Genomic DNA, 25,925 nt, shown 5'->3' with positions numbered 1-25,925 from the left:
CTTGTCCATCGTTTGTCGGGGCGATTTGAAGAAGCCGATTTCATCAGGATTTTTTGCCTTTCGCTGTCGCGGAATCCTTGTTCTTCGGCTTGCGACTCGCTTCGGCCCTGCTCCGCCGCGTTCGTGACTTGCGAGCCTTGGGTTTGCTTGCCTCATTCTCGGCGCCACCCGCCTTGCGCCGCCGTGGTGCTCGTCGCGACTTGGGCTGGTTGCCGACCAGGTCGAAATCGATCTTGCGATCGTTCAGATCCACTCGCGCTACCTGCACCGTGACACCGTCGCCGAGCCGGAAGCTGACGCCGGAGCGCTCGCCCTTGAGACGATGTTTCTCCGCTTCATAGTGGTAATAGTCGGAGGGTAGCGAGGTAACGTGTACCAGACCCTCGACATAGACCTCGTCGAGACGCACGAAGATGCCGAACTGAGTCACCGAGGCGATACTCCCCTCGTAGATTTCCCCCAGCTTGTCGGACATGAACTCGCATTTCAGCCAGTCCTCCACGTCCCGGGTGGCGTCATCCGCCCGCCGCTCGGTCATGGAACAGTGCTCCCCCAGCTCGACCATCTGCTCGAAGGTGTACGGGCACCACTTGCTGGGCGGATCGACCTTGGCATCCTCCGCACGCAATACCGTGGCGGTCTTGCGCGGGCCGCGAATCACCGAGCGAATGGCGCGATGCACCAGCAGATCCGGATAGCGACGTATCGGCGAGGTAAAATGCGCGTAGGCCGCGTAGGCCAGGCCGAAATGGCCGTCGTTCTGCGGCGAGTAGGCCGCCTGATTCATCGAACGCAGCATCACCGTCTGAATGATGTCCGCATCGGGGCGGTCCCTGATCGTCTCGCGCAAGGCCTGGTAGTCCCGGGGCGTCGGCGAATCCCCACCGCCCAGGGACAGCCCCAGCTCGTTCAGGAACAGGCGCAGGTTCTCAAGTTTCTCCGTGGTGGGCGGCTGGTGGACACGGTAAAGCGCCGGCAGATCGTGCTTGTCGAGGAAGCGTGCCGTGGCCACATTGGCCGCCAGCATGCATTCCTCGATGATCTTGTGAGCCTCATTACGATGGCGCGGCACGATGGTCTCGATCTTGCGGTTCTCGTTGAAGACGATCTGGGTCTCGGTGGTCTCGAAGTCGATGGCGCCTCGAGCGCTGCGCGCCTGACGCAACACCAGGTAAAGCTCATGCAGATTCTTGAGACTCGGTACCAGCGCCTGATACTGCTCGCGAAAGATATCGCCCTGCTCCGAGCCATCGTCGAGGATCGCCGCCACCTTGTTATAGGTCAGCCGCGCGTGGGAGCGAAATACCGCTTCACAGAAGTGATAGCGACTAACGGCACCGGACTTGGAAATATTCATCTCACAGACCAGAGCCAGGCGATCCACCTCGGGATTCAGGGAGCACAGGCCGTTGGACAGCACCTCCGGCAGCATCGGCACCACCTGGCCGGGAAAATACACGGAGTTTCCGCGGGTGCGGGCCTCCTCATCCAGGGGGCTGTTCGGACGCACGTAATGGGACACATCGGCGATCGCTACCACCAGCTTCCAGCTGCCGGAGCGAGTCTTCCAGGCACAGACCGCATCGTCGAAATCCTTGGCGGTCTCGTCGTCGATGGTGACCAGAGGCAGATGGCGCAGATCGATACGCTGGGTTTTCTCGTCATCCGCCACTTCCGGGGCGATATGCTTGGTTTGCTCCTCGACTTCCGGGGGGAATTCCGCCGGAATGTCGTGGCTGCGAATGGCGATCTCGATTTCCATGCCGGGATCCATGCGCTCGCCGAGTACTTCGATCACCTCGCCTACCGGCTGCACGCGGACTTCCGGCTGCTTGACGATGCGTACCGACGCCACCTGCCCATCCTTGGCGCCGCCGCTGGCGCTGTTGGGCACCAGCACTTCCTGGGTAATACGCGAGTTCTCCGGGATCAGCACGCCGAATTCCGCGGTATCCTGACGGTAGACGCCTACCAGGGTCTGGGTGTTGCGAGACAGTATCTCGGCGATGGTCGCTTCATCTCGACCTCGTCGATCCCGGCCGCTGACACGCGCCAGCACCAGGTCGCCATGAAAAACCCGGCGCATCTGGCGCGGCGGCAACACCAGGTCCGGCTTCTTGCCATCGTCGCGCTTCAGGAAGCCGAAACCGTCCCGATGGCCAATGACCTTGCCCTTGATCAGATCCAGCTTGTCGATCAGCGCGTAGGCGCCGCGTCGGTTACGCAGTACCTGACCGTCACGCTCCATGGCCGCCAGCCGGCGGCGCACGGCCTCCGCCTTCTCCTCGTCCTCGAGGCCGAGCATGCGGCTCATGTTCTCATGGGTGATGGGCTTGCCGTACTCTTCCAGGCGCGCGATCAGATATTCGCGGCTGGGAACGGGGTTTTCGTACTTGTGGGCTTCTCGTTCTGCATGCGGGTCGTCGCTTAACGTCCAATGAGTCATGCGCGGGTGGTCCTTGAATGAAGAGGCGAGAAAAAGCCCTGACATAAATGAGTATGTAAGTTCATGCGGGCAGTATAGCGTCGCCGAACGCAACTCCCAACTTTCTCATTCTGACTCTCTCAGCCATCCCAACTTCCCAGCTCAACTCATCCGTGAACACAGCGCAGAAAAGCGCCTTATCATGAGCTGGAAGAAAAAATCGCTTCGCGGTGGTTTGCCATATTGCAATATGCCTTGAAAGCGGTATCATGCACCCGCTTGCCCAGGTGGCGGAATTGGTAGACGCGCTAGCTTCAGGTGCTAGTGTCCGTATGGACGTGGAGGTTCAAGTCCTCTCCTGGGCACCATCGATCGATGGCTCGATCCTCGGCATTCACTCTCGAGCGTTGTTCGCAGCAACTCGTATTCGCCCAGGTGGCGGAATTGGTAGACGCGCTAGCTTCAGGTGCTAGTGTCCGTATGGACGTGGAGGTTCAAGTCCTCTCCTGGGCACCATGACAATGTCATCCACGACTCTGTCATGACCCAGCGCGAATACGAGCAAGCAGTCTTGTCGTCACCTCTTTCTTGTCACATCTTCCTTGCGTGTTGCCTTTCGGCTCTCTGGCTCACTCGAAACGGCCGGGCAGTCTCGCCACCTCGGCCAACCCCCAACCGTCGCGCCGAATGCTGCTTTCCAAGGCTAGAGCCTCCGCTTCGCTCAGCGCGGGAAAGAAATCGAGCCCGGTACGCAGCTCCACTTCATCGACACTCACCAGGAAACGATCCAGGGGCTCGTTGCCCTTGACCTCCTGGGGCATGATGAAAGCGAGCACCCGCGGGCTATCGCCCGGCACCAGCACGATCTTGTAGAAGGCTTCGGGGATCTCGACGAAACCGACCCGCTGAAACACGTTGCCTAGAAAATCTCGCGGAAAAATCGGCCCGGTAATGACCTGCAGATTGCCGAAACGTGGCGCGAAGCGGTCCATGATCACTTCTTCCAACCGCTGCCAGAGCCGCCGATTGAGCTCCGGGCGCTGGGGAGTAATATTGCTCATCAAGAAGGTCTGGCGCTGCGCGTCCGATCCGTGAACCGCGGCGATCGCATAGTTGGGCGCCAGATGTCCGCGGTCGAAGCCGCTGTTGGCGTAGCTCTGGGCATCGATGGGCCAAAGCGTGCGCCAGTCCTCCCGAAAATTCGGTCGCGAATCGATATGCACATCCTTCACCGCGTGCAATCGATAACTCACCCAAAGCGCGCTGCCGCGAATGTCCGACCAGCCGAGAACAAAGCCGTCGTTACGCAGGATGCGATGAGCGCTGGTAAGCGTAAACGATTCCCAGGTAGGCACACCCATCCAGCTCAAACGTTCGCGATATTCGATCTCCTGGCTATACCATAAACCACCGCTGACCAAGGTGAAGACCAGCACCACACCGACTCGGCGCAGACCGCGCCGCCATAAACGAGAGACCTGCTTCATCCTTGTGTATCACCAGCCCACGGAGAACATGGTCTCCAAGTCGTGTCGCGAATGTACCTGCATGGCGTTGAGGGTTTCCGTCTCGCGAATGCCTTCCACGAGATTGAGCCGCTCGGTGACCAGCTGGGCCAGGCTTTCGAAATCCCGGGTACGGGCGATGGCGACCAGATCATAGCGGCCGCAGGTCGAGTATACTTCGCTGATCCCCTCGACTTCCGCCAGGCGCTCGGCGACTTGCCTGACCTGTCCTTGATCGGTATTGATCAGAATCACGGCATTTTGCATGGAACTCTCCTTTGCGAACGGTATCTGACAGCAACCCGCGGCAGAGTATATCAGTCTGATGTGTTGCGCGGGTGACCTCTGCCGATCGTCGATTTAATGCCATTCACTCGTCATTCTAGAGATTGATTATTCAAGAAAACCAGCTCTCTGGAATCTGTCTTCTAAGTCGCTGTCATCAATTCTTCCAAGGAGGCGGAAAAAGAAGTGTAATGCTTTGTGTTTCCTTGTATAACGTCCCCCGCTTCTCGAATATGAAACCCTATGGGTTCAGCGAATCCAAGACGATTCGCGAAGGCGCAGACTGAAATTTAATGAGCCAAAGGAAAAAAGACAGCATGGCCGATCAACATCGTCGAGATTTCATTCGCCACGGCTTGCTGGGGCTAGCCGCCCTTCCCTTGAGTACAGGACTGCTGGCGAATTCAGCGCAAGCCGAGGAGCTGCCGCGACTCGATCCGGACAGCCCTCAGGCCAAATCCCTTGGTTACGTGACCAATATCGCCAAGGCCAAGGACAACCCGACCTATCAAGCCGGAGAGCACTGCGCCAACTGCATGTTCTTCAAGCAGGCCAACAACGGCTGCCAGGTGTTTCCTCAGTACAGCGTGGTGCCCGACGGCTGGTGCCAATCCTGGACCAAGCAGGCAGGCTGAACGAGTGTCGACCCGCCGTCTGGCGGGCCGGTGGGGCAAGACAATTTTATCTTGAAGCGACGCTTGCAAGCGACGATCAGGGTTTGTGGCCGTCACTCGGTAAAGGCCATTGATAATGGCGCACTATCTCGCCCCCCTCCCAGGATTCCAGCTTGATCGGAAATCCCCATAGCTGATGAAGATGGCGCATTACCGGATAGACGCTCTTGGCCAAGGGACGCCGGCGATCCTGCACGTGGTGCAGCGTCAAGGAGCGATCGCCACGAATATCCGCGCGATGAATCTGGATATTCGGTTCCCGCACGGATAGCGCGTACTGGGTCGAGAGCGCCTCGCGAATTCTCTGATAGCCGCCTTCGTCGTGAATAGCGTCCACCAGCAGCGTCTCGTCCTGATCGTTGTCGACGATGCTGAACAGCTTCAGGTCGCGAATCACCTTGGGTGAGAGAAACTGCTGGATGAAGGACTCATCCTTGAAATTGCGCATGGCGAAGTGCAGGGTCTCCAGCCAGTCGCTGCCGGCGATATCCTTGAACCACTCGTAATCCTCGCGGGTGGGCGCCTGACAGATACGCTTGATATCGCTGAACATCGCGAATCCCAGCGCGTAAGGGTTGATGCCGTTGTAGTAAGGGCTATCGAAAGGCGGCTGATGGACCACGGAAGTATGCGACTGCAGAAACTCCAGTATCAGGCCTTCGTCCACCAGCCCTTCGTCGAAGAGCCGATTCATCAAGGTGTAGTGCCAGAAACTCGCCCAGCCCTCGTTCATCACCTGAGTCTGGCGCTGGGGATAGAAATACTGGGCCAGCTTGCGCACGATGCGCACGATCTCCCGCTGCCAGGGTGCCAGTAGCGGCGCGTTCTTTTCGATGAAATACAAGAGGTTTTCCTGGGGCTCCGAGGGATAACGCTCGTTCTGACGCAGCCCCAGGGGATCTTCTTCATCGAAATGTGGCGTATCCGGCCGAGCCCCAGGGGGTCGGGGGATGGTACGCCACAGGGTATTGACCTGACTCTGCAGATAGGCCTCGCGCTCTTCCTGGCGCAGCGCTTCATCGGCGGCGGAAAGCGGTGAGGGCCGCTTGTAGCGGTCGACACCGTAATTCTGCAGGGCGTGACAGGCATCCAGCAGCTGTTCCACCGCGCTGACCCCATAGCGCTCCTCGCATTCGGACACGTATTTACGCGCGAACACCAGATAATCGACGATGGAGCCGGCGTCGGTCCAGGTGCGAAACAGATAGTTGCCCTTGAAAAACGAGTTGTGGCCATAGCAGGCGTGGGCCATGACCAGCACCTGCATCATCAGGGTATTCTCTTCCATCAGATAGGCGATGCAGGGGTCGGAATTGATCACCAGTTCGTAGGCCAGGCCCATCTGGCCGCGCCGATAGGCCTGCTCCACGGACAGGAACTGCTTGCCGAAGGACCAGTGATGGTAGCCCACCGGCATGCCGACGCTGGCGTAGGCATCCATCATCTGTTCCGAGGTGATCAGCTCGATCTGGTTGGGATAGGTATCCAGACGATACTCGTCCGCCAGACGAGCGATCTCCCGCTCGTAGTCCGCCAGAACCTCGAAGTTCCAGTCGGACCCGGTGGCGATGGGTTGATGTCGCTTCATGCTGGGTTACTCCCCACTACTGCTGGACACGGCGCTTGAACAGCTCGCGGAACACCGGATAGATATCGCTCCCCTCGACGATCTGGCGCATGGCGAAACGCGAGGAAAAGCGATCCGCGACGGTTTCATATTCTTCCCACAACGCCTGATGCGCGTGAGGGGTAATTTCCACGTAGGTGTAATACTGCAGCCTGGGCATCAGCGACTTGAGCAGCAGCTCGCGGCAGGTGGTGGAATCGTCGTCCCAGTTGTCCCCATCCGAGGCCTGGGCCACATAGAGATTCCACTGGGCCGGCGGGTAGCGGTCGTTGATGATCTCGTCGACCAGGGTCAGGGCGCTGGAGACGATGGTGCCGCCGGTTTCCCGAGAGTAGAAGAACTCCTCCTCGTCCACTTCCTTGGCGGCGGTGTGGTGGCGCACGAACACCAGTTCGACCTTCTCGTAGTTGCGCTCCAGGAACAGATACAGCAACAGGAAGAAGCGCTTGGCAATGTCCTTGTGGGACTGGGTCATCGAGCCGGACACGTCCATCACGCAGAACATCACCGCCTTGTTGGACGGCATCGGCTGATTGGTCATGTTGTTATAGCGCAGGTCGTAGGTGTCGATGAACGGCACCGCTTCCAAGCGCCTCTCCAGCCGGGCAATTTCTTCCTTGAGCTCGCTGATGCGCGCCGGGTTGCGCAATACCGGATCCTTGCGCTCCTCTGCCTCCAAGGCTTCCATGGCCTCCCGCAGGGCACGGCGAATCGGCGCCCGCATGGCGATGCGTCGCGCATGGGCTTCGCGCATGGAACGCACGATATTGATGCGCGACGGCACTCCGTCTCGGCTGATCCCGGCGCGCACCGGGCGTACCTCCTCGAGATCCAACAGCTGCTTGCGCTCCAGATGAGGCAGCTCCAGGCCATCGAAGACGAAATCGAGAAACTCTTCTCGGGTCAGGCTGAAGGCGAATTCATCCATGCCCTCACCCTGATTGGAGGCGCCTTCGCCGCTGCCGCCGCCTCCCCCACCACCGCCTTCCGGGCGACGCAGCCGGTCCCCCTCGACGAACTCCCGATTGCCCGGGCTGATGATGGTGCGCCGGCCTCCCGGTCCATGCTGAAATACCGGCTCGGAGATGTCCCGAGCGGGAATCGACACCTTTTCACCGCGTTCCATGTCGGTGATCGAACGACGATTGACTGCCTCCTCCACGGAACGCTTGATGTGCGTGCGATAGCGGTCGAGAAACCGCTGCCGATTGACCGCACTCTTGTGCTTGGCATTGGCGCGTCGATCGATAAAATAACTCATGCTCACCTCCCGCCATCGCGTTCGATGGGGTTAGGGAATCACGCGGGCGTCACTGGGACTTGCGCACCCGCAGGTACCACTCCGAGAGCAGCCGCACCTGCTTTTCCGTATAGCCGCGCTCGACCATGCGCGCCACGAAGTCCTCGTGCTTGCGCTGGTCCGCGGCGGACGCCTTGGCGTTGAAGGAGATCACCGGCAGCAGCTCTTCCGTATTGGCGAACATCTTCTTCTCGATCACGCCCCGGAGTTTCTCGTAGGACTGCCAGCTTGGATTCATGCCGTTGTTCTGGGCTCGGGCCCGCAGCACGAAGTTGACCACCTCGTGGCGGAAATCCTTGGGATTGGAGATACCCGCGGGCTTCTCGATCTTCTCCAGCTCCTCGTTGAGGGCCTGGCGATTGAACAGCTCGCCGGTTTCCGGATCGCGATACTCCTGATCCTGAATCCAGAAGTCCGCGTAGACCACGTAGCGATCGAAGATGTTCTGGCCGTACTCGCTGTAGGATTCCAGGTAGGCGGTCTGGATCTCCTTGCCGATGAAGTCCACGTAGCGCGGCGCCAGGAATTCCTTGATGAAACGCAGGTAGCGCTCGAAGGTTTCCTTGGGCAGCTGCTCCTGCTCAAGCCGCTGCTCCAGCACGTAAAGCAGGTGCACCGGGTTGGCGGCGATTTCATGAGTGTCGAAGTTGAATACCTTGGAGAGAATCTTGAAGGCGAAACGGGTGGATAGCCCGGACATGCCCTCGTCCACGCCGGCGGCGTCGCGATATTCCTGAATCGACTTGGCCTTGGGATCCGTGTCCTTCAGGTTCTTGCCGTCATAGACTCGCATCTTGGAATAGATGCTGGAATTTTCCGGTTCCTTGAGCCGCGAGAGGATCGAGAACTGGGCCAGCATGCGCAGGGTATCCGGTGCGCAGGGCGCCTGATCCAGGGACGAATGCTCGAGCAGCTTCTGATAGATCTTGACCTCTTCGGTGACCCGCAGGCAGTAAGGCACCTTGACGATGTAGACCCGGTCGAGAAACGCCTCGTTGTTGCGATTGTTGCGGAAGGTCTGCCACTCGCTCTCGTTGGAGTGGGCCAAGACAACGCCGTCGAAAGGGATCGCCCCCATGCCTTCCGTGGGGTTGTAGTTGCCTTCCTGGGTGGCGGTCAGCAGCGGATGCAGCACTTTGATCGGTGCCTTGAACATCTCGACGAATTCCATCAGCCCCTGGTTGGCCTTGCAAAGGCCGCCGGAGAAGCTGTAGGCATCCGGATCGTCCTGGGAGTAGAGTTCGAGCTGGCGAATATCCACCTTGCCTACCAGAGACGAGATATCCTGATTGTTCTCGTCCCCGGGCTCGGTCTTGGAAATGGCGATCTGGTTGAGTCGGGAGGGAAACAGGCGCACCACCCGGAACTGGGAAATGTCGCCGCCGTACTCCTTGAGTCGCTTGGCCGCCCAGGGGGACATCACGCTTTTCAGGTAGCGCCGGGGAATCTTGTATTCCTTCTCGAGCAGTTCGCCGTCCTCTTCCGGCGAGAATAGCCCGAGGGGTGACTCGAATACCGGCGAACCCTTGACCGCGTAGAACGGCACTCGCTCCATCAGCAGTTTGAGGCGTTCCGCCAGAGACGACTTGCCGCCCCCCACCGGGCCCAGCAGATAGAGAATCTGCTTGCGTTCCTCGAGTCCCTGAGCCGCATGACGGAAATAGGAGACGATCTGTTCGATGGCCTCTTCCATGCCGTAGAACTCGGAAAAGGCGGGATAACGGCGGATGACCTTATTGGAGAAAATACGTGACAGCCGAGGATCCCTGGCGGTATCGATCACCTCAGGCTCGCCGATCGCCGAGAGCATACGCTCCGCAGCAGAGGCGTAGGCCGTCGGCTCGTTACGACACAGTTCCAGGTATTCCTGCAGGCTCATTTCTTCCTGCTGTACCCGCTCGTAACGATTTTGCACATGATCGAAAATACTCATTAAAGCCTCCTTAAGCGCAGTGCCGCGGCGATACATGATGTTCTTGAGAACCGGGCTGCGTATCCATCAGGGTAGACAGATCTAGTAAACGGCGGCCGGTCCGACAATTCAACGCTGGCGAAGCCGCGCAACGATCTAAAGCTACTTATGAGAACCTGAAATGCTCGCCAAGGTTCGCTGGAAAGGCGATGTTTTTACTATGGTCTTTCGTCTAAAGCGCTGCCGCCAGCCGGGTTCCCTGGTCGATGGCGCGCTTGGCATCAAGCTCGAGCGCCTTGTCCGCGCCGCCGATAACGTGCACACGTACCTGCGCCTCCTGCAGCGGCATGAGCAGCTCCCGCACGGATTCCTGACCGGCGCAGATCACAATGCTGTCCACCTTGAGACAGCGAGCTTCCCCGTTGATGGATAGATGCAGCCCCTCGTCGTCGATGCGATGATACTCACAGCCGCTCAGGGCTTCGACGCCACGATGCCTGAGTGATAGTCGGTGCACCCAGCCGGTTGACGTACCCAAGCCCTTGCCGGGCTTGCTGGTCTTGCGCTGCAGGAGATACACCTCTCGTGGTACTTCCGGACGCTGCGGCGCCTTCAACCCCCCCGGGCGAGTCATGGCAAGATCCACCCCCCATTCGTCGCACCAGGCGTCGGTCTCCAGGCTCGGATGTCCCGCATGAGTCAAAAGCTCCGCCACGTCGAAACCGATGCCACCGGCGCCAATAATCGCCACACGCTTTCCGACCCGCTGCGGATGCAAAATTGCCTGGGAATAGTCGATCACCTTGGGATGATCGATACCTGGCAGCTCGATTTGACGCGGTCGCACGCCGGTCGCCAGGATCACCACGTCAAAATCCACAAGATGTTCTGGCGTCGCTTCACTATTGAGACGGATATTCACGCCATGCTTGTCGAGCATCACTCGATAGTAGCGCAGGGTCTCATTGAACTCTTCCTTGCCGGGGATGCGCCTAGCGTAGTTGAACTGCCCACCGAGCTCCGCACCGCGCTCGAAGAGCACCACCTGGTGGCCGCGGCTTGCCGCGGTCAGCGCGCTGGCCAGCCCCGCCGGTCCGCCGCCTACCACGGCGACAAGGAGCGGCGCTTTCGCCGGCTCCAGCACCAGTTCAGTCTCGTGACAAGCCTGCGGATTGACCAGGCAGGAAGTCAGCTTGCCCTGAAAGGTGTGGTCCAGGCAGGCCTGATTGCAGGCAATACAGGTGTTGATCTCGTCGGCGCGATTCTCCCGGGCCTTGAGCACCCATTCGGGATCCGCCAGGAAAGGCCGCGCCATGGACACCATGTCCGCATGGCCTTCCGCCAGCACTCGCTCGGCGACCTCCGGCATGTTGATGCGGTTGGTGGTGATCAGGGGAATCGACAGTTCCGCCTTCATTCGTCGAGTCACTTCAACGAACGTCGCCCGGGGCACGCTGGTGACGATGGTCGGCACCCGGGCCTCGTGCCAGCCGATCCCGGTATTGATCAGATCCGCGCCCGCTGCCTCGATGGCGCGGCCTAGGATAAGGATTTCCTCGCGACTGCTGCCGTCTTCCACCAGATCGATCATCGACAGGCGAAAGATGATCAGAAAATTCTCGCCCAAGGCATGGCGAATACGCCGGACGATCTTCACGGCGAGGCGCATGCGATTGTCGAAGGCACCGCCCCACTCGTCCTGGCGGTGATTGGTGCGTCGACAGAGAAACTGGTTGATCAGATAGCCTTCCGAACCCATGACCTCGACGCCGTCGTAGCCTGCTTCTTCTGCAAGTTGCGCACAGCGCACATAGTCCTCGATCTGCTGCTCGACTTCGGAAGAGGTTAGCTCCCGCGGCATGAAGCGATTGATCGGCGCCTGGATTGCCGAGGGTGCCACCAGATCCGGGGAATAGGCATAGCGTCCAGCATGCAGGATCTGCAGACAGATACGGCCTCCTTCCTTATGCACCGCCTCCGCCACCGGGCGGTGCCGGTCCGCTTCCTCCGACGTGGTCAGCTTGGCGGCTCCCTGAAAGACGGCGCCTTCAGGATTGGGCGCGATACCTCCGGTCACAATCAGGCCGACGCCGGCACGCACCCGCTCACGGTAGAAAGCCGCCAACCGGGCGAAGCCATTGGGCGCTTCTTCGAGATTGGTATGCATGGAGCCCATAAGAATGCGATTGGGTAGCGTGATGGCGCCTAAGGACAGGGATCGAAACAGATAGGGGTATTGAGCCACGATGCACCTCGGTCGACGGTCCGACAAGCGAATTCAAACAACCGTATGACACTTGCCTGTACCCCGCAAGCAACGCGCGAGACACGACATGAAGATACCCCGCCAAGAACGATCCTGGCGACAGGAAAGAAAAAAGAGAAATGACGGGAAAGAGAAGAAATAGCGAGGAGAAAAATGGCGGACCGGACGGGACTCGAACCCGCGACCTCCGGCGTGACAGGCCGGCATTCTAACCGACTGAACTACCGGTCCGCTTGGTGGGTGATACTGGACTCGAACCAGTGACCCCCAGCATGTGAAGCTGGTGCTCTAACCGACTGAGCTAATCACCCCAGAGAAAATCAAGCACTATCGATCGATGGCGGACCGGACGGGACTCGAACCCGCGACCTCCGGCGTGACAGGCCGGCATTCTAACCGACTGAACTACCGGTCCTTAATCTACCTGTTATATCCACTACCCTTGAGTGCGGTGGAATCAGGCAATATCGACAATGCAAGACCTAGTGCAGAATACGAAGCTGCGCAAGATGGCGGACCGGACGGGACTCGAACCCGCGACCTCCGGCGTGACAGGCCGGCATTCTAACCGACTGAACTACCGGTCCACTCGTTTCGCGTGCGCGCACTTAGTATATATGGCGCTTCTACGTGATACCTGCCACCGAAAAAAAGATGGTGGGTGGTACTGGGCTCGAACCAGTGACCCCCAGCTTGTAAGGCTGGTGCTCTTCCAACTGAGCTAACCACCCATGGTCACGTGGCGCTGCATTCTACAGCGCCATCGCAAGGTGTCAACATCTTATTGGCCGCTAGCGACAAACGGACGGTTTGCCATTGATGATTTATCCTCGAATTAAGCTGTGACGTGGCACAATGTCGCATTAAAGCGACTTACCCGGCTGATCCATCACCTGAAGTGAACCTATCATCGCTATCGAGAAGTGGCTTGATCCGTCATCTTGCAGATAGTATTCGAGTTCCCGGACAATGTTTCCAGGAGTGTGTCTTGCAAATGATTTCTATTTATCCAGAAATACCATGCCACCTTGTATAGCGCGCGTATTCAGATTGTGCATTCGCTACGCTACAATCAGTCACGAATATTGATCTGGATCATCCATGGGGAGTCGACATCTACACAAGATGACAGTCTCCCGCGCCTCCCCAACACCGCGTTCGATGGGAAATTGATATGAACACTGCATTTGAACATCCGACCTACAATTACAAGGTGGTTCGGCAGTTCGCGATCATGACTGTGGTATGGGGCATCATAGGCATGAGCCTGGGTGTCATCATCGCCGCGCAACTGGTCTGGCCTGAACTCAACCTTGGCTTACCCTGGACCAGTTTCGGTCGTCTGCGACCCTTGCATACCAATGCGGTCATCTTTGCCTTTGGCGGCTCCGCGCTGATTGCTACCTCCTACTACGTGGTGCAGCGAACCTGCCAGACTCGCCTGATATCCGACAAGCTGGCGGCTTTCACCTTCTGGGGCTGGCAAGCGGTTATCGTTTCCGCGATTATTACCCTGCCCATGGGATTCACGACCTCCAAGGAGTACGCGGAACTCGAATGGCCCATCAACATCCTCATCGCCGTAGTATGGGTCAGCTACGCCATCGTGTTTCTTGGCACCATCAAGCAGCGCAGAACTTCCCATATTTATGTCGCCAACTGGTTCTACGCCGCCTTTATCCTGACCATTGCCGTACTGCATATCGTCAACAATCTGGCGATTCCTGTGGGTGCCTTCAAATCCTACTCCATCTATCCCGGCGCCATCGACGCCATGGTCCAGTGGTGGTGGGGTCACAACGCGGTGGGGTTCTTCCTTACCGCGGGCTTCCTGGGCATGATGTATTACTTCGTGCCGAAGCAGGCGGAACGTCCGATCTATTCCTATCGTCTGTCCATCGTGCACTTCTGGGCACTGATCACTACCTACATGTGGGCTGGCGCGCATCACCTTCATTACACCGCCCTGCCCAACTGGGCGCAGTCTTTGGGCATGATCATGTCGATCATCCTGCTGGCGCCTTCCTGGGGCGGCATGATCAACGGCATGATGACCCTGTCCGGCGCCTGGCATAAGCTGCGTACCGATCCCACCTTGCGCTTCCTGGTGGTGGCGCTGTCCTTCTATGGCATGTCCACCTTTGAAGGGCCGATGATGGCGGTCAAGACCGTCAACGCCCTGTCTCACTACACCGACTGGACCATCGGTCACGTTCACGCTGGCGCCCTGGGCTGGGTAGCGATGATCACCATCGGTTCCATGTATCACTTGATTCCGAGGCTGTTCGGTCGCACCGAGATGTACTCCGTCAACCTGATCGGCGTGCACTTCTGGCTAGCCACCATCGGCACCGTGCTGTACATCGCCTCCATGTGGGTCAACGGCATCATGCAGGGCCTGATGTGGCGCGCGGTGAACGCGGACGGCACTCTGATGTACACCTTCGTCGAGGCTTTGGAGGCCAGCCACCCGGGCTACATCGTACGCTGGATCGGCGGTCTGTTCTGGGTAGTCGGCATGCTGATCATGGCATACAACGTCTACATGACTGTCAAGCGCAGTGAAGCCATTCGCGAGCCCATCGCTCAGACAGCTTGATCAACCGGGGAACCTGACACCAATGAGACACGAGATAGTCGAAAAAAACGTTGGCCTGCTCGCCATTCTTATCCTGGTCGTGATCAGTTTCGGGGGACTGGCTGAAATCGTGCCGCTGTTCTTCCAGAAGGAGACCACCACGCCGATCGAAGGACTAAAACCGCTGACGGCACTGGAACTGGAAGGTCGGGACATTTATATCCGCGAAGGCTGCGTGGGCTGTCATTCCCAGATGATTCGTCCGTTCCGTGCCGAAACCGAGCGTTACGGTCACTACAGCGTAGCCGGAGAGTTCGTCTACGATCACCCCTTCCTGTGGGGCTCCAAGCGGACCGGCCCGGACCTGGCTCGGGTCGGCGGACGCTACAGCGATGCCTGGCACCGCGCCCACTTGTACAATCCTCGAGACGTGGTTCCCGAGTCCAAGATGCCGGAATATCCCTGGCTTTTCGCGAACACCCTTGACGGTGAAGGTACTGCCCAGAAGATGAGCGCCATGCGCCACCTAGGCGTGCCCTACACCGATGAGGAGATAGCTGGCGCTAAGCAGCAAGTGCGCGGCCAGCAGGAAATCACCGCTCTGATCGCCTATCTGCAGCAGCTTGGCACCGTACTCAAGGACACGCGCTGATCATGGATCTGGGAACCTTTCGCGGCATTACCACGCTCTTGATCATGATCGCCTTCATCGGCGTCGTGATCTGGGCCTACTCCAAGCGCCGCAAGAAGGATTTCGACGAAGCCGCCAATCTGCCCTTCGCCGACGAAGAAGAACTTCATCCCCGTGACGATCGCCACTCGAATAACGACATCAAATCCCGACATGACAGGGGAGACAGGAACACATGAATAACCTATGGGGCGATTCCCTCTCCGGCTTCTGGAGCGCCTGGATCATCGTCATTACCCTGGGCACCATCAGTTTTTGCTGGTGGCTACTGTTTGCCAACCGCAAGACCGACAAGGTGCCGGACGCGGAAGGCAATGTCGATACCACCGGCCATGCCGCCGATGAAATCGAGGAGTACGACAACCCGCTCCCTCGCTGGTGGTTCATGCTCTATGTGGGCACCTGCGTTTTTGCAGTTGCGTATCTGCTACTCTACCCGGGCCTCGGCAACTACCTTGGAGTACTAGGCTGGACCCAGGAATCCCAGTGGGAAGACGAGGTGCAGGTCGCTCAGGAGCGCTATGCGCCGATCTTCGACAAGTACAACGCGGTGCCGATTCCTGAGCTGGCCCAGGACACAGAAGCCATGCAGGTGGCGGAGCGCATCTATCTCAACAACTGCGCCCTCTGCCATGGCTCCAACGCCCAGGGCGGCTACGGCTTCCCGAATCTGACGGATGATTCCTGGCTGTATGGCGGAAGCCCCGAGGATATCGTGGCGACTCTCAACAACGGTCGCAATGGCCTGATGCCTTCCTGGCAACAATTGGGTGATGCCAATATTCAAAATGTCACCCAGTACGTGCTGTCGCTCTCCGGCCTGGACCATGACGAACAGGCGGCGGGTCAGGGGGAATCGATCTTTCAGGCTTCCTGTGTGGCTTGTCATGGTCCAGAGGGCAAGGGCAACCAGGCGATCGGCGCGCCCAACTTGACGGATGACTACTGGCTGTATCGCCAGCCCGGTCAGTCGGTGGAAGACTCGATACTGCATACCCTGCGCAATGGACGTAATGGCCACATGCCCGCCCAGGCTGCCTATATCGGCGACAACAAGGTTCATCTGGTAGCAGCCTATGTCTACAGCCTTTCTCAGTAAGCGATAAAACCGACGGGGGCGGCGCCCTGTGTGACTTGGGGCCGCACCCATTCTTCCCTTCTACCGTAGTTGATATAATTTCCGCATTTCTCCTTCGTCAGCTTGTCGAGTCGTCAACACGACTAGACTCGTATTTTCATGGTGATGCCATGTCCGACAAGATTCCCGTACGCGACATTTCCACCGACCCGGCGGTCGGCCAGCACGATCCGGATACCGCTACCGTCACGCAGGAAATGTATGCTAAGCGTAAGCATATCTACGTGCGCGAAATACATGGCCTTTTTCAGCGGGTGAGGCGCAGCGCCAACTGGGTATTGATGGCGTTGTATTTCATCATTCCCTGGATCTATGTCGACGGTCGCCCGCTGGTGCTATTCGACCTTCCGGCACGAGAATTCCATATTTTCGGCGCGACCTTCTATCCCCAGGAATTCGTGCTGCTTTCCTGGCTGCTGATCATCTGTGCTTTCGGGCTTTTCCTCATCACTGTCTTCGCAGGGCGCGTATGGTGCGGCTACACCTGCCCGCAGAGCGTCTGGACCTGGCTGTATATCTGGGTCGAGCAGATCACCGAGGGACGGCGTAACAAGCGTATCAAGCTCGACAAGCAGCCCATGAGCTTCGACAAGTTTCGGCGCAAGCTCGCCAAGCATGTTATCTGGCTCCTCATTGCCTTCGCTACCGGCCTGGCCTTCGTGGGTTACTTCACGCCGGTTCGCAGTCTGGCGCTGGACTTTGTCACCTTGAGCGTAGGCGGTTGGGCGTTGTTCTGGGTGGGTTTCTTCACTCTGTTCACCTATCTCAACGCCGGCTGGCTGCGAGAGCAGGTATGCATCTACATGTGCCCCTACGCGCGTTTTCAATCGGTGATGTTCGACCGCGACACCTTGATCGTTTCCTACGATGCTGCCCGGGGCGAGCCGCGGGGTGCCCGCAAGAAAAGTCTCGACCATCGTGCTGCAGGGCTAGGTGACTGCATCGACTGCGAACTCTGCGTGCAGGTCTGCCCCACCGGCATCGATATCCGTCAGGGATTGCAGTATGAATGCATCACCTGCGCCGCCTGTATCGATGCCTGTGATAACGTGATGGACCGCATGGGTTACCCGCGCGGGTTGATCCGCTATACCACGGAACGGGCTTTGGAAGGCGGCAAGACGCATATCCTGCGCCCGCGCCTGATCGGTTATCTTGTCGCCCTGCTGGTCATGGTCGGCCTGTTCGCCTGGGCGGTGACAGACCGTAGCACCCTAGAATTCGATATCGATCGCAACCGCAACCAGCTTTATCAAATGACTCAGGAAGGTCGTATCAGCAATGTCTACACCCTGAACGTGCGCAACCTGGACAATCAGGATCATACTTACCGCATCATCCTCGACGGTCTGCCGGGTATTACCCTAGTAGGCAATGACGAAGTCAGCGTAAAGGCCGGCGGCAGCACTCTGCACACGATTCAAGCTGTGGTCGACTTGGAAGCAATAGAACGTCCCAGCCATGAGATCGCGATTTCCCTGCAGGCTGTTGGCGACGACTCGATCAGCGAGCAGCGTGAAGCACGCTTCATCGGACAACTCAGAGAATGACCTCAATGCCTCAAATCGTTCGCCCCTGGTACAAGGAGCCCTGGCCCTGGATGATGCTGGGCGTGCTGGGCTCCTCGGTAATCTTTGGTATCACCTATCTTGTCATGTCCATCGTTACCTTCGATGGCATGGTCGAAGACGACTATTACAAGGAAGGCCTGGCCATCAACCAGGTGCTTGAAAAGGATCATCGTGCCGCTGCTCTCGGTCTTTCCGCGGACCTGCGCATCGATGACTTGACCGGCGACATCAGCCTGGAACTGCGAGGCACCGTTCCCGGTACCGAGGCGCAGCATCGAGAGATACGGCCGCAGCAACTGGCCCTAGCACTGATCTTTCCCGCTCAGGACGGTCGCGACCACACGCTGATTCTGGAGCGAGTCCGCGACAATCACTACGTAGGCCAGGCGCCACGTCAGCTCAAGTACCGCTGGTATCTGCAACTGACCCCGAATGTTGCCGACGCGAACTGGCGCCTGACCGGCGAAACGCGCTTTCCATCCCAGGAACCGATCAGCTTGAAGCCGGGCAATCAGGCCAAGGGCTGAAGGCCATGAACGAGTTGCGGGAGCCGGTTTCCCAGTGCCGGGAATGCTATCACTGTGGTTACCCGGTGCCGGAGAACGCGCCTTGGAAAATTCGCCTCGAGGACGGCGAACATCCGCTTTGCTGTCCGGGCTGTGAGGCGGTCGCCCATGCCATCGTCGAGGGTGGACTGGCCAGTTATTATCGTTTTCGCACCCAGCTTCCGGAACGCCCGGAGGATATGGACGCGGCGCGAATCGACACCTGGACGGTATACGACGACCCGGACCTGCAACAGGAGTTCGTTCACCAGCAGGATGACGGCAATATTGTCACCCTGGCAGTGGAAGGCATCACCTGCGCCGCCTGCGCCTGGCTGATCGAGCATCGTCTCAACGCTCTTGCCGGTGTCGCTTCCAGCGCGGTCAATCTGACTCATCACCGCCTGCGAGTGGCCTGGGATCCACAGCAGCTCGCCCTGTCACGGATCCTCGCGGAACTGGCGGCGATCGGCTATCCCGCCCAGCCCTATGAGCCAGATCAGGTCCAGGCACGTCTCAAGCACGACGAGCGCATGGCCATCCGCCGCCTGATCGTCGCTGCGGTGGCGATGATGCAGGTCATGATGTTCTCCATCCCCATGTACATGAGCGAACCCGGGGAGATATCGCCGGGCTTCATTGCCCTGTTCCACTGGTTGTCTTTCGCTCTGGCGACCCCGGTGGTGCTGTTTTCCGCCCTGCCCTTTTTTCGCAACGCCTGGCGCGATCTGAAAACGCGCACGCTTGGCATGGATGTGCCGGTGTCGCTGGCCATTGGTGGCGCCTACCTGGCCAGCGGCTACGCGGTGATTGGCGGCCATGGCGAGACCTACTTCGACTCCGTAGCGATGTTCACCTTCTTTCTGCTGTTCGGACGCTATATCGAAATGCGCGCCAGACGCCGCAACGGCCAGAGCGGTAATGCTCTGATCAAGGCCTTACCCATGTCCGCCCTGCGGCTGGAAGAAGACGGTCGAGAACGCGCAATTCCATCCAATCGACTCGCTCCCGAGGATCGGATTCTGGTCAAGCCGGGTCACAGCGTTCCTGCGGATGGCATCATCGAGGAGGGTCGGTCGAGTCTCGACGAGGCCATGCTGACCGGCGAGCCGACCCCGGTGCCGCGAGGGCCCGGTGAGCGGGTCACCGGCGGAAGCCACAATGTAGAGAGTCCGCTGATCGTTCGCGTGACCCATGCGGGGGCGCAGTCCCGGGCCGCGGGCATTCTCGATCTGTCGGATCGCGCCTTCAGCAGTCGTCCGCGGATTGCCGACCTGGCATCGCGAACCGCCCATTACTTCGTCATCGCGCTGCTGCTGATAAGTACCTTGGTGGCGATAGCCTGGAGTCAGATCGACCCGTCTCGGGTCCTCTGGGTCACGCTGTCCCTGCTGGTGGTGACCTGCCCCTGCGCCTTGGCCCTGGCCACTCCCACCGCCTTGACCGCCGGTCATGGCCAGCTGCGCCGCCGCGGCGTGCTGATCACTCGGGCGCATGCTATCGAAACCCTGGCCCAGCTTGATCGCGTGATCTTCGACAAGACCGGCACCTTGACCCAGGGTCGCATGACCCTGGACGCGACCCACGCCCTGGCAGGCTTGAGTGTGGATCAGGCCCGCAGCCTGGCGGCGGCGCTCGAGGCCCACTCGGAGCATCCTATCGCCCGGGCCTTTCATCCTTATCGCCAGCCACAGTACAAGGCGAGCCAGGTCGTCAGCCGCCCCGGCCTGGGGCTGGAAGGCTATCTGGACGGCCGGCGCTGGCGACTCGGCAAGCCGGATTTCGCCGCGCCGGCGCGCAGCGTTTCTCCACCGGACGACGGCACCTGGCTGCTGCTGGCAGAGGAAGGCACACCCCGGGCCTGGTTCAGCCTGCGAGACGCCTTGCGTGACGATGCCGATATAACCGTGGACGCGCTCAAGGCAATGGGGCTGAAAGTCGAGCTGCTTTCCGGTGACGGGGAAGCGAAGGTCGCAGCGCTCGCCCGGGAGCTCGGCATCGCTCAATGGCGCGCCGGCGCCAGCCCGGAGGACAAGCTCTCGCGCATCAAGACGCTACAGGCGGCGGGGGAAAAAGTCGCCATGGTCGGCGACGGCATCAACGACGTGCCGGTGCTCGCCGGAGCGGACGTGGCCATCGCCATGAACGGCGCCACGGACCTGGCCCGCACCAGCGCGGACGCAGTACTGTTGAGCCCGCATCTCAGCCGAGTTGCCGAGGCGATCGAGCTTAGTCGCGCCACCCGGCGCGTCATACGACAGAATCTGGTCTGGGCGCTTTGCTACAATCTGATCGCCCTGCCTCTGGCCGCCTGCGGCCTGATACCGCCCTGGGCAGCGGCCCTGGGCATGTCCGCCAGCTCGCTTATCGTGGTGGGCAACGCGCTGCGCTTGGGCCGTGGAAGGACGACGCGGCCTGTCCATCCAGGCGTCAGTACAAGCGTGGAGCCTGCATGAGCATTCTCTATCTATTGATTCCACTTTCCTTGATCCTGCTGAGCCTGGCGGTCTGGGCATTCTTCTGGGCGGTCAAGCATGACCAGTTCGAAGACTTGGAAGGCCCGGCCCACCAGATTCTTTTCGATGATGAGGAGCAGGACTTCACCGAAGAGGAACGCCTGCGCCGCGCCGACGCGCGCCGCCAGACGAAAGATTCCAACGTGAAGCGCGACGATTGAGCCATGAATCCTACCGGACTCGATCTCCCACCGCTGCTGGCAGCCTTTGTTTTTGGCCTGCTCGGCGGCGCGCACTGCATCGGCATGTGCGGTGGCATCATGAGCGCCCTGACTTTCGCGGTTCCTCCCAGCATGCGCCATCCGGCAAGGCTGGGCGGTCTGCTGCTGGGCTACAATCTGGGGCGCATCGCGAGCTACATGATCGCCGGCGCCCTGGTGGCCGGGCTCGGCACCCTGCTTGGCGGCCTGACTCTGGAAATACGCCTGGCGCTGCAGGTGTTCGCCGCCATCATGCTGATCCTGATGGCGCTGTATATCGCCAACTGGTGGAGGGGGCTGCTCAAGATCGAGGCCCTGGGCCGTCGCCTGTGGAAATACCTGGAACCCTTGGGACGGAGCCTGATGCCGGTGGTCAAGGTGCCCCAGGCCGTGGCGCTGGGGGCGGTCTGGGGCTGGCTGCCCTGCGGGCTGGTCTATTCCATGCTGACCTGGAGCCTGGCCATCGCCGAGCCGTGGCGCGGCGCCGCGCTGATGGGCGCCTTCGGCCTGGGTACCCTGCCCGCCCTGCTGGCCACCGGGCTCGCCGCTCGCCGTCTGAGCCAGCTTATTCGCCATCCGGCTACCTGCAGCCTGGCGGCACTATTGATCATCGCCTTTGCCCTGTGGCAGCTCTGGGAAGTCACCGGCATGCTAGCGACAAAAGGTCATCATGCAATGACTTGACCTGGGGCAAGAAAAATGATCAAGCACAAGGCTAGGATAAAAGTCCGACAGCTTTTACCATCGCATGGTGTGCCATCATGTCCTGCATAGCGCAAGCATTGCGCCCCAATCGCAAAACACCAGACCGGGTCATGCCAGACCGGGTCACGCCAGACCGGGGCGCCGCTCTATTTCATTCCGAGCCTGCCGCTGATCAAACGCATCAAGATGCCTTCCTTGCCGCGCTGTCCCGCCATGGCGTCTCGAACCGGGATCTGGCGCTGCGGATCAACATTCCCTTTCATCACCCGCCTTTCTATCGTAGAGGCTCGCGAACCAGAAACTCATGGGAAGATTGCCGCGCGGAAACCTATCTTGCCTGGCTCGAGCGAGAGATGACCCTGCTGGCCGCACATCTGGGCAAATCGAGCAACATCAATCGGCTGGTCTGGAAAGGCGCGCCGGCAAGCTACTTTTCCCTGGGTCAGATGAGCGAGCTATTCGATTCTCTTCACACTCGCTTCGGGATGAGCTCGCTGGCGGGGCGGGACTACGCTATCGATATCGCTCCGCAGGACACCAGCGTTCTTACGCTTCGCCACCTCCAGGCTCTGGGCTTCAACCACCTGCGCCTCAAGGTACGCGGCGACGCCTTTCAATGGTCTCCCGGGCAGTTTCGGACGAGCCCCAGAATTCTTGTCGAAACGTTGATGGAAGAAGCGAGGCGCCTGAGCTTTCATCGCTTGAGCCTGGACTTCCAATACGCCACCCCTGGCCAAACCCTTCAAGGGCTTTCCGAAGCATTGGGTCAGGTCATCGATCTGTCTCCCCGCCATCTTTTCTTGAAGAAGTGTCTCGACACGCCGGACAAGCGGTTCGACAGTGATTCGGGTACGTCCAGCAGTAAAACGTCAGAGACACACACGCCGCACGCCTTGTATCAGTTGGCTAATGAGATGCTGCTCGCCGCCGGCTATGTACGCCTGGATAGCCACCGCTATGTATTAACATCGGAAGCAGGCATGCTTCACCTGCGCGAACTCGCCCCCGGCATCGATCAGGACATACTTGGCCTGGGGCTAGGCGCCATCAGCCGTATCGCGGGGCGGCGAATAAAAACCACGGAGCATCTCGCGGTCTATGTCGCCGCGCTGGAGACGGGCCGTCTGGCCTTTACCGAGGATTACGACGCCGTGAAGGCGGAATGATAGTCGCGACGACGTGGCCGCGGGGCTTGCCCAGATTATTCTCTCCGTCATACTATGACCAGGATCAATACTAGGAGAGATTCATGGCGGACACCGCTCTTGCCACGCACCGCTCTCGTCTACTTGAGACTCGCTGTCAGACCTGCAGTCTGAGTTCCCTCTGCCTACCCCTGGCCCTGGAACTGGACGACATCGATCGCTTCGATGCCATCGTCAGACGACGCGCGCCGCTCAAGAAAGGTGAAGCCCTGGTACGCCAGCATGCTCCATTCTCAAACGTTTTCGCGGTACGCTCCGGCAGTCTCAAGCAAGTGTCCAGTGAAAGCGGCGGCGACGATCAGCTCACCAACTTCTACCTGCCGAGCGAACTGGTGGGGCTGGATGGTATCGACGAAGAGCGTTACCCGGGCAATATCATTGCTCTGGAAACCACGACCGTATGTGAAATTCCTTTTGACCGGCTCGATGCCCTGTCCGAGCGTATCCCGGGCCTTCGTACCCAGCTGTTTCGCAGCATGAGCAAGGAAATACGCGACGATCGCCAGATGTTGCGTCTGCTGTCACGCAAGACCGCGGATGAACGGCTGGCGAGCTTTCTCTCCAGTCTTTCCGCCCGTTTCAGACGTCGCGGCTATTCCGCCTACAGTTTCCGGCTTTCCATGTCCCGCGCGGATATCGGCAACTATCTGGGGCTAGCGGTGGAAACCGTCAGTCGTATTCTGGGGCGCTTCCAAGAACAGCAACTGGTGGCGGTTTCCGGTCGTGAGGTCAATATTCTCGATCTCGAAGCCCTGGAGGCCCTGTCGGAAGGTGAAGTCCATGGCTGAATAAAATCGCCTGTGTAAAAACAAGCTTCAAGAGAAACGCCACTCTCACAGTGGCGTTTTCGTTTTGTCAACGAGATTGACGCGTCGACCTCAAACCTCTCGACCCAGATCAAAGGCGGAGATACGGTTGGCCATCAGCGTCTCGCGCTTTTCCTCCAGCCCATGGAAATCGAACAGATCCCGATCGGCGAGCTGCGAGGGAGCGATATTGGTCACCGCCTTGAACATGGTTTCCAGCCGCCCGGGATGTTTGGCGTCCCATTCGTTGAGCATTTCCTTGACTACCTGGCGCTGCAGGTTGGGCTGGGAGCCGCACAGGTTGCAGGGAATGATCGGAAAGGCCATCCGGCGAGAGAACTCGGCGATATCTGCCTCGCGACAGTAGGCCAGAGGCCGAATGACGATATTCTTGCCATCGTCAGAAAGCAGCTTTGGCGGCATTGCCTTCAGAGAGCCGCCAAAGAACATGTTGAGAAACAGGGTTTCGAGAATGTCCTCCCGGTGGTGACCCAGGGCGATCTTGGTGGCACCGATTTCCTCGGCGAAGCCATACAATGAGCCTCGACGCAGCCGGGAACAGAGAGCACAGGTGGTCTTGCCTTCCGGCGTCTTTTCCTTGACCACGGAGTAGGTATCCCGCTCCAGGATATGATATTCCACGCCGACGCCGTCCAGGTATTCCGGCAGCACGTGCTCGGGAAACCCAGGCTGCTTCTGATCGAGATTGACCGCCACCAGAGAAAAGTCCACCGGTGCGTTGCGCTGCAGATTGCGCAGAATCTCGAGTAGCGTGTAGGAATCCTTGCCCCCGGAAAGACACACCATGACCCGGTCACCTTCTCGAATCATGTCATAGTCGATGATGGCATTGCCCACCTGCCGACGCAGACGCTTGTGCAGCTTGTTGAATTCGTGTTTTTGTCGGGCAGCGACCTGTTTGACGGCCTGCTGGCTTGATACATCATCGCCGATGGTCGAGAGCTGAGAGGACAAAATCGTATCTGACATGAGGGGACGCGGGGCGGACTCGAAATAAGGGTAAAGAACGGTAAGGCGCAATGGTATCACCGCACGCCTACTCTCGCCCAGCAGATCGCCGCTAGAGAATCTCCAGCATATTCAGATAGCGCAGCACCACACCCAAGAGCATCAAGACGATGCCGCTACGTTGCAAGCGAAACTCCGATGCGGAAAGCGACAGGCGCCGCGCCCAGAACATCAGCACACCGCGTACGTCCTGGGTGCGACGAACATAGCGGCCATAGGCGATCAACACGATCGCAAAGCCCAGGAGCAACAGCAGATTCTCCAGCCAGACCATCATGACAAAAACTCCTTGCTCGATACTTTATGGGTGGGAGCAGCAAGCCTTGCAAGACTCGGCGATCTATCCTCACGGGCCAGGCGCAGATGCAGCAATCCGGCGCCCATCGCGTTGCCGAGCGGACTACGTTGAATCAACGGGATATCGAGGGACCGGCAGGCGGCTTTGAAACACGGGGCAGGTTCCGGCGGAGAATAGGCGCAACGCTGGCGCTGAGCGTAACGCTTTGCCACATCGAGTCGAGCATTGGGCAGCTCGAAATCGAATTCCGCGCGCAGATAGCGGTTGAGTATCATCAGATCGAAATCGATGCCCCAACTCACCAGCGGGCGATTGCCGACGAACTCCAGAAAGTGCTGCAAGGCATCGCGTCGTTCTATTCCATTTTCCAGATCGATGCGACGCAAGCCGTGAAAACGGATTGAATTTCCCGCCAGACTTGCCGGAGGCGTCAAGCGCAGCTCCAGAGCATCGCTGACCAGCAGCCGTGCGTCCCGCAGCTTGATCGCGCCGATCGCCACCAACTCCGCACTGCGCGGGTCAGGGCCGGTGGTTTCACAATCGATGGCCACCAGCTCATTGCCAGTATAAGGGTTGAACAGCCACCCATAATAGCCGTCCGACTGGCGCCGTCGATCGACGATTCGCCGCCATGTCTTGAACACGTCTT

Annotated in this window: 22 protein-coding genes and 7 tRNA genes; 14 read left to right on the top strand and 15 right to left on the bottom strand. The window is 59.2% G+C overall.

Annotation, left to right across the window (positions count from 1 at the left end; translation table 11 throughout):
* Positions 1-43: 43 nt before the first annotated feature.
* Positions 44-2,446 carry a ribonuclease R gene (rnr, locus tag FGL86_RS08240; RefSeq protein ID WP_147184114.1) on the bottom strand — a complete coding sequence of 801 codons (2,403 nt, stop codon included), beginning with the start codon at positions 2,444-2,446 and terminating at the stop codon, positions 44-46.
* Positions 2,447-2,706: 260 nt separating this feature from the next.
* On the opposite strand from rnr, the gene FGL86_RS08235 reads away from it, so the two are divergent.
* Both FGL86_RS08235 and FGL86_RS08230 read left to right on the top strand, forming a co-directional pair.
* A tRNA-Leu gene (locus FGL86_RS08235) sits at positions 2,707-2,793 on the top strand.
* 61 nt (positions 2,794-2,854) lie between these two features.
* Positions 2,855-2,941: transfer RNA gene (locus FGL86_RS08230), tRNA-Leu, on the top strand.
* A gap of 113 nt (positions 2,942-3,054) precedes the next feature.
* Here the strand turns inward: FGL86_RS08230 and FGL86_RS08225 are convergent.
* Both FGL86_RS08225 and FGL86_RS08220 read right to left on the bottom strand, forming a co-directional pair.
* A complete protein-coding gene (locus FGL86_RS08225; protein ID WP_147184113.1) occupies positions 3,055-3,912 on the bottom strand; it encodes a DNA/RNA non-specific endonuclease in 858 nt (285 codons plus the stop codon).
* Positions 3,913-3,921: 9 nt separating this feature from the next.
* On the bottom strand, positions 3,922-4,197 hold the full coding sequence (locus tag FGL86_RS08220; protein WP_147184112.1) for an Lrp/AsnC family transcriptional regulator: 276 nt from the start codon (positions 4,195-4,197) through the stop codon (positions 3,922-3,924).
* Positions 4,198-4,532: 335 nt separating this feature from the next.
* Here FGL86_RS08220 and FGL86_RS08215 point away from each other — a divergent pair, with 335 nt between their 5' ends.
* Positions 4,533-4,850 (top strand): high-potential iron-sulfur protein, encoded by a 318-nt coding sequence (locus FGL86_RS08215; RefSeq protein WP_147184111.1) that lies wholly within the window; start codon positions 4,533-4,535, stop codon positions 4,848-4,850.
* A gap of 76 nt (positions 4,851-4,926) precedes the next feature.
* On the opposite strand, the gene FGL86_RS08210 is transcribed toward FGL86_RS08215, so the two are convergent.
* The 9 genes from FGL86_RS08210 to FGL86_RS08170 all read right to left on the bottom strand — a co-directional run bounded on the left by FGL86_RS08210 (position 4,927) and on the right by FGL86_RS08170 (position 12,725).
* A complete protein-coding gene (locus tag FGL86_RS08210; RefSeq protein ID WP_147184110.1) occupies positions 4,927-6,477 on the bottom strand; it encodes a SpoVR family protein in 1,551 nt (516 codons plus the stop codon).
* Between the two features lie 16 nt (positions 6,478-6,493).
* On the bottom strand, positions 6,494-7,777 hold the full coding sequence (locus tag FGL86_RS08205; protein WP_147184109.1) for a YeaH/YhbH family protein: 1,284 nt from the start codon (positions 7,775-7,777) through the stop codon (positions 6,494-6,496).
* A gap of 49 nt (positions 7,778-7,826) precedes the next feature.
* Positions 7,827-9,749: a PrkA family serine protein kinase gene (locus tag FGL86_RS08200; RefSeq protein WP_147184108.1), complete on the bottom strand. Its 1,923-nt coding sequence runs from the start codon at positions 9,747-9,749 to the stop codon at positions 7,827-7,829.
* A gap of 211 nt (positions 9,750-9,960) precedes the next feature.
* Entirely contained in the window at positions 9,961-11,973 is a 2,013-nt protein-coding gene (locus FGL86_RS08195; protein ID WP_147184107.1) for an NADPH-dependent 2,4-dienoyl-CoA reductase, read from the bottom strand.
* A 175-nt stretch (positions 11,974-12,148) separates the two neighbouring features.
* A tRNA-Asp gene (locus FGL86_RS08190) sits at positions 12,149-12,225 on the bottom strand.
* A gap of 3 nt (positions 12,226-12,228) precedes the next feature.
* Positions 12,229-12,305, bottom strand: a tRNA-Val gene (locus FGL86_RS08185).
* 27 nt (positions 12,306-12,332) lie between these two features.
* Positions 12,333-12,409: transfer RNA gene (locus FGL86_RS08180), tRNA-Asp, on the bottom strand.
* Positions 12,410-12,504: 95 nt separating this feature from the next.
* Positions 12,505-12,581: transfer RNA gene (locus FGL86_RS08175), tRNA-Asp, on the bottom strand.
* Positions 12,582-12,649: 68 nt separating this feature from the next.
* A tRNA-Val gene (locus tag FGL86_RS08170) sits at positions 12,650-12,725 on the bottom strand.
* Positions 12,726-13,168: 443 nt separating this feature from the next.
* Between FGL86_RS08170 and ccoN the strand changes: the two genes are divergently transcribed.
* From ccoN to fnr, 11 genes are all read left to right on the top strand, one after another.
* Positions 13,169-14,593 (top strand): cytochrome-c oxidase, cbb3-type subunit I, encoded by a 1,425-nt coding sequence (gene ccoN / locus FGL86_RS08165; RefSeq protein WP_147184106.1) that lies wholly within the window; start codon positions 13,169-13,171, stop codon positions 14,591-14,593.
* A gap of 22 nt (positions 14,594-14,615) precedes the next feature.
* Positions 14,616-15,224, top strand: a complete 609-nt coding sequence (gene ccoO, locus FGL86_RS08160) for a cytochrome-c oxidase, cbb3-type subunit II (RefSeq protein WP_147184105.1) — start codon at positions 14,616-14,618, stop codon at positions 15,222-15,224.
* A 2-nt stretch (positions 15,225-15,226) separates the two neighbouring features.
* The gene (locus FGL86_RS08155; protein WP_147184104.1) at positions 15,227-15,442 is read left to right on the top strand and encodes a cbb3-type cytochrome oxidase subunit 3; all 216 of its coding nucleotides are present in this window, start codon (positions 15,227-15,229) and stop codon (positions 15,440-15,442) included.
* Positions 15,439-16,362, top strand: coding sequence for a cytochrome-c oxidase, cbb3-type subunit III (gene ccoP / locus FGL86_RS08150; protein WP_147184103.1), 924 nt, complete (start codon positions 15,439-15,441; stop codon positions 16,360-16,362). Before FGL86_RS08155 ends, ccoP begins: the two co-directional genes overlap by 4 nt.
* Before the next feature lie 149 nt (positions 16,363-16,511).
* Positions 16,512-17,951, top strand: a complete 1,440-nt coding sequence (gene ccoG, locus FGL86_RS08145) for a cytochrome c oxidase accessory protein CcoG (protein ID WP_147184102.1) — start codon at positions 16,512-16,514, stop codon at positions 17,949-17,951.
* Between the two features lie 5 nt (positions 17,952-17,956).
* Complete coding sequence (locus FGL86_RS08140) at positions 17,957-18,499, top strand: FixH family protein (protein WP_342780082.1); 543 nt, start codon at positions 17,957-17,959, stop codon at positions 18,497-18,499.
* Between the two features lie 5 nt (positions 18,500-18,504).
* Positions 18,505-20,973: a heavy metal translocating P-type ATPase gene (locus tag FGL86_RS08135; protein ID WP_147184100.1), complete on the top strand. Its 2,469-nt coding sequence runs from the start codon at positions 18,505-18,507 to the stop codon at positions 20,971-20,973.
* Positions 20,970-21,194, top strand: a complete 225-nt coding sequence (gene ccoS, locus FGL86_RS08130; RefSeq protein ID WP_147184099.1) for a cbb3-type cytochrome oxidase assembly protein CcoS — start codon at positions 20,970-20,972, stop codon at positions 21,192-21,194. The genes FGL86_RS08135 and ccoS overlap by 4 nt, the downstream gene beginning before the upstream one ends.
* 3 nt (positions 21,195-21,197) lie before the next feature.
* Positions 21,198-21,917, top strand: coding sequence for a sulfite exporter TauE/SafE family protein (locus tag FGL86_RS08125; RefSeq protein WP_147184098.1), 720 nt, complete (start codon positions 21,198-21,200; stop codon positions 21,915-21,917).
* Between the two features lie 77 nt (positions 21,918-21,994).
* Positions 21,995-23,104 carry a hypothetical protein gene (locus tag FGL86_RS08120; RefSeq protein ID WP_147184097.1) on the top strand — a complete coding sequence of 370 codons (1,110 nt, stop codon included), beginning with the start codon at positions 21,995-21,997 and terminating at the stop codon, positions 23,102-23,104.
* Between the two features lie 83 nt (positions 23,105-23,187).
* Complete coding sequence (gene fnr, locus FGL86_RS08115) at positions 23,188-23,931, top strand: fumarate/nitrate reduction transcriptional regulator Fnr (protein WP_147184096.1); 744 nt, start codon at positions 23,188-23,190, stop codon at positions 23,929-23,931.
* Positions 23,932-24,021: 90 nt separating this feature from the next.
* Here fnr and ttcA read toward each other — a convergent pair whose 3' ends face one another.
* From ttcA to FGL86_RS08100, 3 genes are all read right to left on the bottom strand, one after another.
* Positions 24,022-24,939, bottom strand: a complete 918-nt coding sequence (ttcA, locus tag FGL86_RS08110) for a tRNA 2-thiocytidine(32) synthetase TtcA (RefSeq protein WP_246131770.1) — start codon at positions 24,937-24,939, stop codon at positions 24,022-24,024.
* 91 nt (positions 24,940-25,030) lie between these two features.
* Positions 25,031-25,255, bottom strand: a complete 225-nt coding sequence (locus FGL86_RS08105) for a hypothetical protein (protein WP_246131769.1) — start codon at positions 25,253-25,255, stop codon at positions 25,031-25,033.
* Positions 25,252-25,920, bottom strand: a complete 669-nt coding sequence (locus FGL86_RS08100; protein ID WP_147184095.1) for an exonuclease domain-containing protein — start codon at positions 25,918-25,920, stop codon at positions 25,252-25,254. The genes FGL86_RS08105 and FGL86_RS08100 overlap by 4 nt, the downstream gene beginning before the upstream one ends.
* Positions 25,921-25,925 lie beyond the last annotated feature (5 nt).

The sequence above is a fragment of the Pistricoccus aurantiacus genome, from assembly GCF_007954585.1.
Classification (GTDB): domain Bacteria; phylum Pseudomonadota; class Gammaproteobacteria; order Pseudomonadales; family Halomonadaceae; genus Pistricoccus; species Pistricoccus aurantiacus.
This window is presented reverse-complemented; position numbering and strand designations above follow the sequence as displayed.

Excerpts from the sequence above, each read along its gene's own strand:
- ttcA (WP_246131770.1), bottom strand. The coding sequence starts at position 24,939 with ATGTCAGATACGATTTTGTCCTCTCAGCTCTCGACCATCGGCGATGAT.
- FGL86_RS08215 (WP_147184111.1), top strand. The coding sequence starts at position 4,533 with ATGGCCGATCAACATCGTCGAGATTTCATTCGCCACGGCTTGCTGGGG.
- ccoP (WP_147184103.1), top strand. The coding sequence starts at position 15,439 with ATGAATAACCTATGGGGCGATTCCCTCTCCGGCTTCTGGAGCGCCTGG.
- FGL86_RS08200 (WP_147184108.1), bottom strand. The coding sequence starts at position 9,749 with ATGAGTATTTTCGATCATGTGCAAAATCGTTACGAGCGGGTACAGCAG.
- FGL86_RS08125 (WP_147184098.1), top strand. The coding sequence starts at position 21,198 with ATGAATCCTACCGGACTCGATCTCCCACCGCTGCTGGCAGCCTTTGTT.
- ccoN (WP_147184106.1), top strand. The coding sequence starts at position 13,169 with ATGAACACTGCATTTGAACATCCGACCTACAATTACAAGGTGGTTCGG.
- FGL86_RS08140 (WP_342780082.1), top strand. The coding sequence starts at position 17,957 with ATGCCTCAAATCGTTCGCCCCTGGTACAAGGAGCCCTGGCCCTGGATG.
- FGL86_RS08210 (WP_147184110.1), bottom strand. The coding sequence starts at position 6,477 with ATGAAGCGACATCAACCCATCGCCACCGGGTCCGACTGGAACTTCGAG.
- ccoO (WP_147184105.1), top strand. The coding sequence starts at position 14,616 with ATGAGACACGAGATAGTCGAAAAAAACGTTGGCCTGCTCGCCATTCTT.
- FGL86_RS08225 (WP_147184113.1), bottom strand. The coding sequence starts at position 3,912 with ATGAAGCAGGTCTCTCGTTTATGGCGGCGCGGTCTGCGCCGAGTCGGT.
- ccoG (WP_147184102.1), top strand. The coding sequence starts at position 16,512 with ATGTCCGACAAGATTCCCGTACGCGACATTTCCACCGACCCGGCGGTC.
- FGL86_RS08120 (WP_147184097.1), top strand. The coding sequence starts at position 21,995 with ATGTCCTGCATAGCGCAAGCATTGCGCCCCAATCGCAAAACACCAGAC.
- FGL86_RS08135 (WP_147184100.1), top strand. The coding sequence starts at position 18,505 with ATGAACGAGTTGCGGGAGCCGGTTTCCCAGTGCCGGGAATGCTATCAC.
- fnr (WP_147184096.1), top strand. The coding sequence starts at position 23,188 with ATGGCGGACACCGCTCTTGCCACGCACCGCTCTCGTCTACTTGAGACT.
- rnr (WP_147184114.1), bottom strand. The coding sequence starts at position 2,446 with ATGACTCATTGGACGTTAAGCGACGACCCGCATGCAGAACGAGAAGCC.
- ccoS (WP_147184099.1), top strand. The coding sequence starts at position 20,970 with ATGAGCATTCTCTATCTATTGATTCCACTTTCCTTGATCCTGCTGAGC.
- FGL86_RS08220 (WP_147184112.1), bottom strand. The coding sequence starts at position 4,197 with ATGCAAAATGCCGTGATTCTGATCAATACCGATCAAGGACAGGTCAGG.
- FGL86_RS08155 (WP_147184104.1), top strand. The coding sequence starts at position 15,227 with ATGGATCTGGGAACCTTTCGCGGCATTACCACGCTCTTGATCATGATC.
- FGL86_RS08205 (WP_147184109.1), bottom strand. The coding sequence starts at position 7,777 with ATGAGTTATTTTATCGATCGACGCGCCAATGCCAAGCACAAGAGTGCG.
- FGL86_RS08105 (WP_246131769.1), bottom strand. The coding sequence starts at position 25,255 with ATGATGGTCTGGCTGGAGAATCTGCTGTTGCTCCTGGGCTTTGCGATC.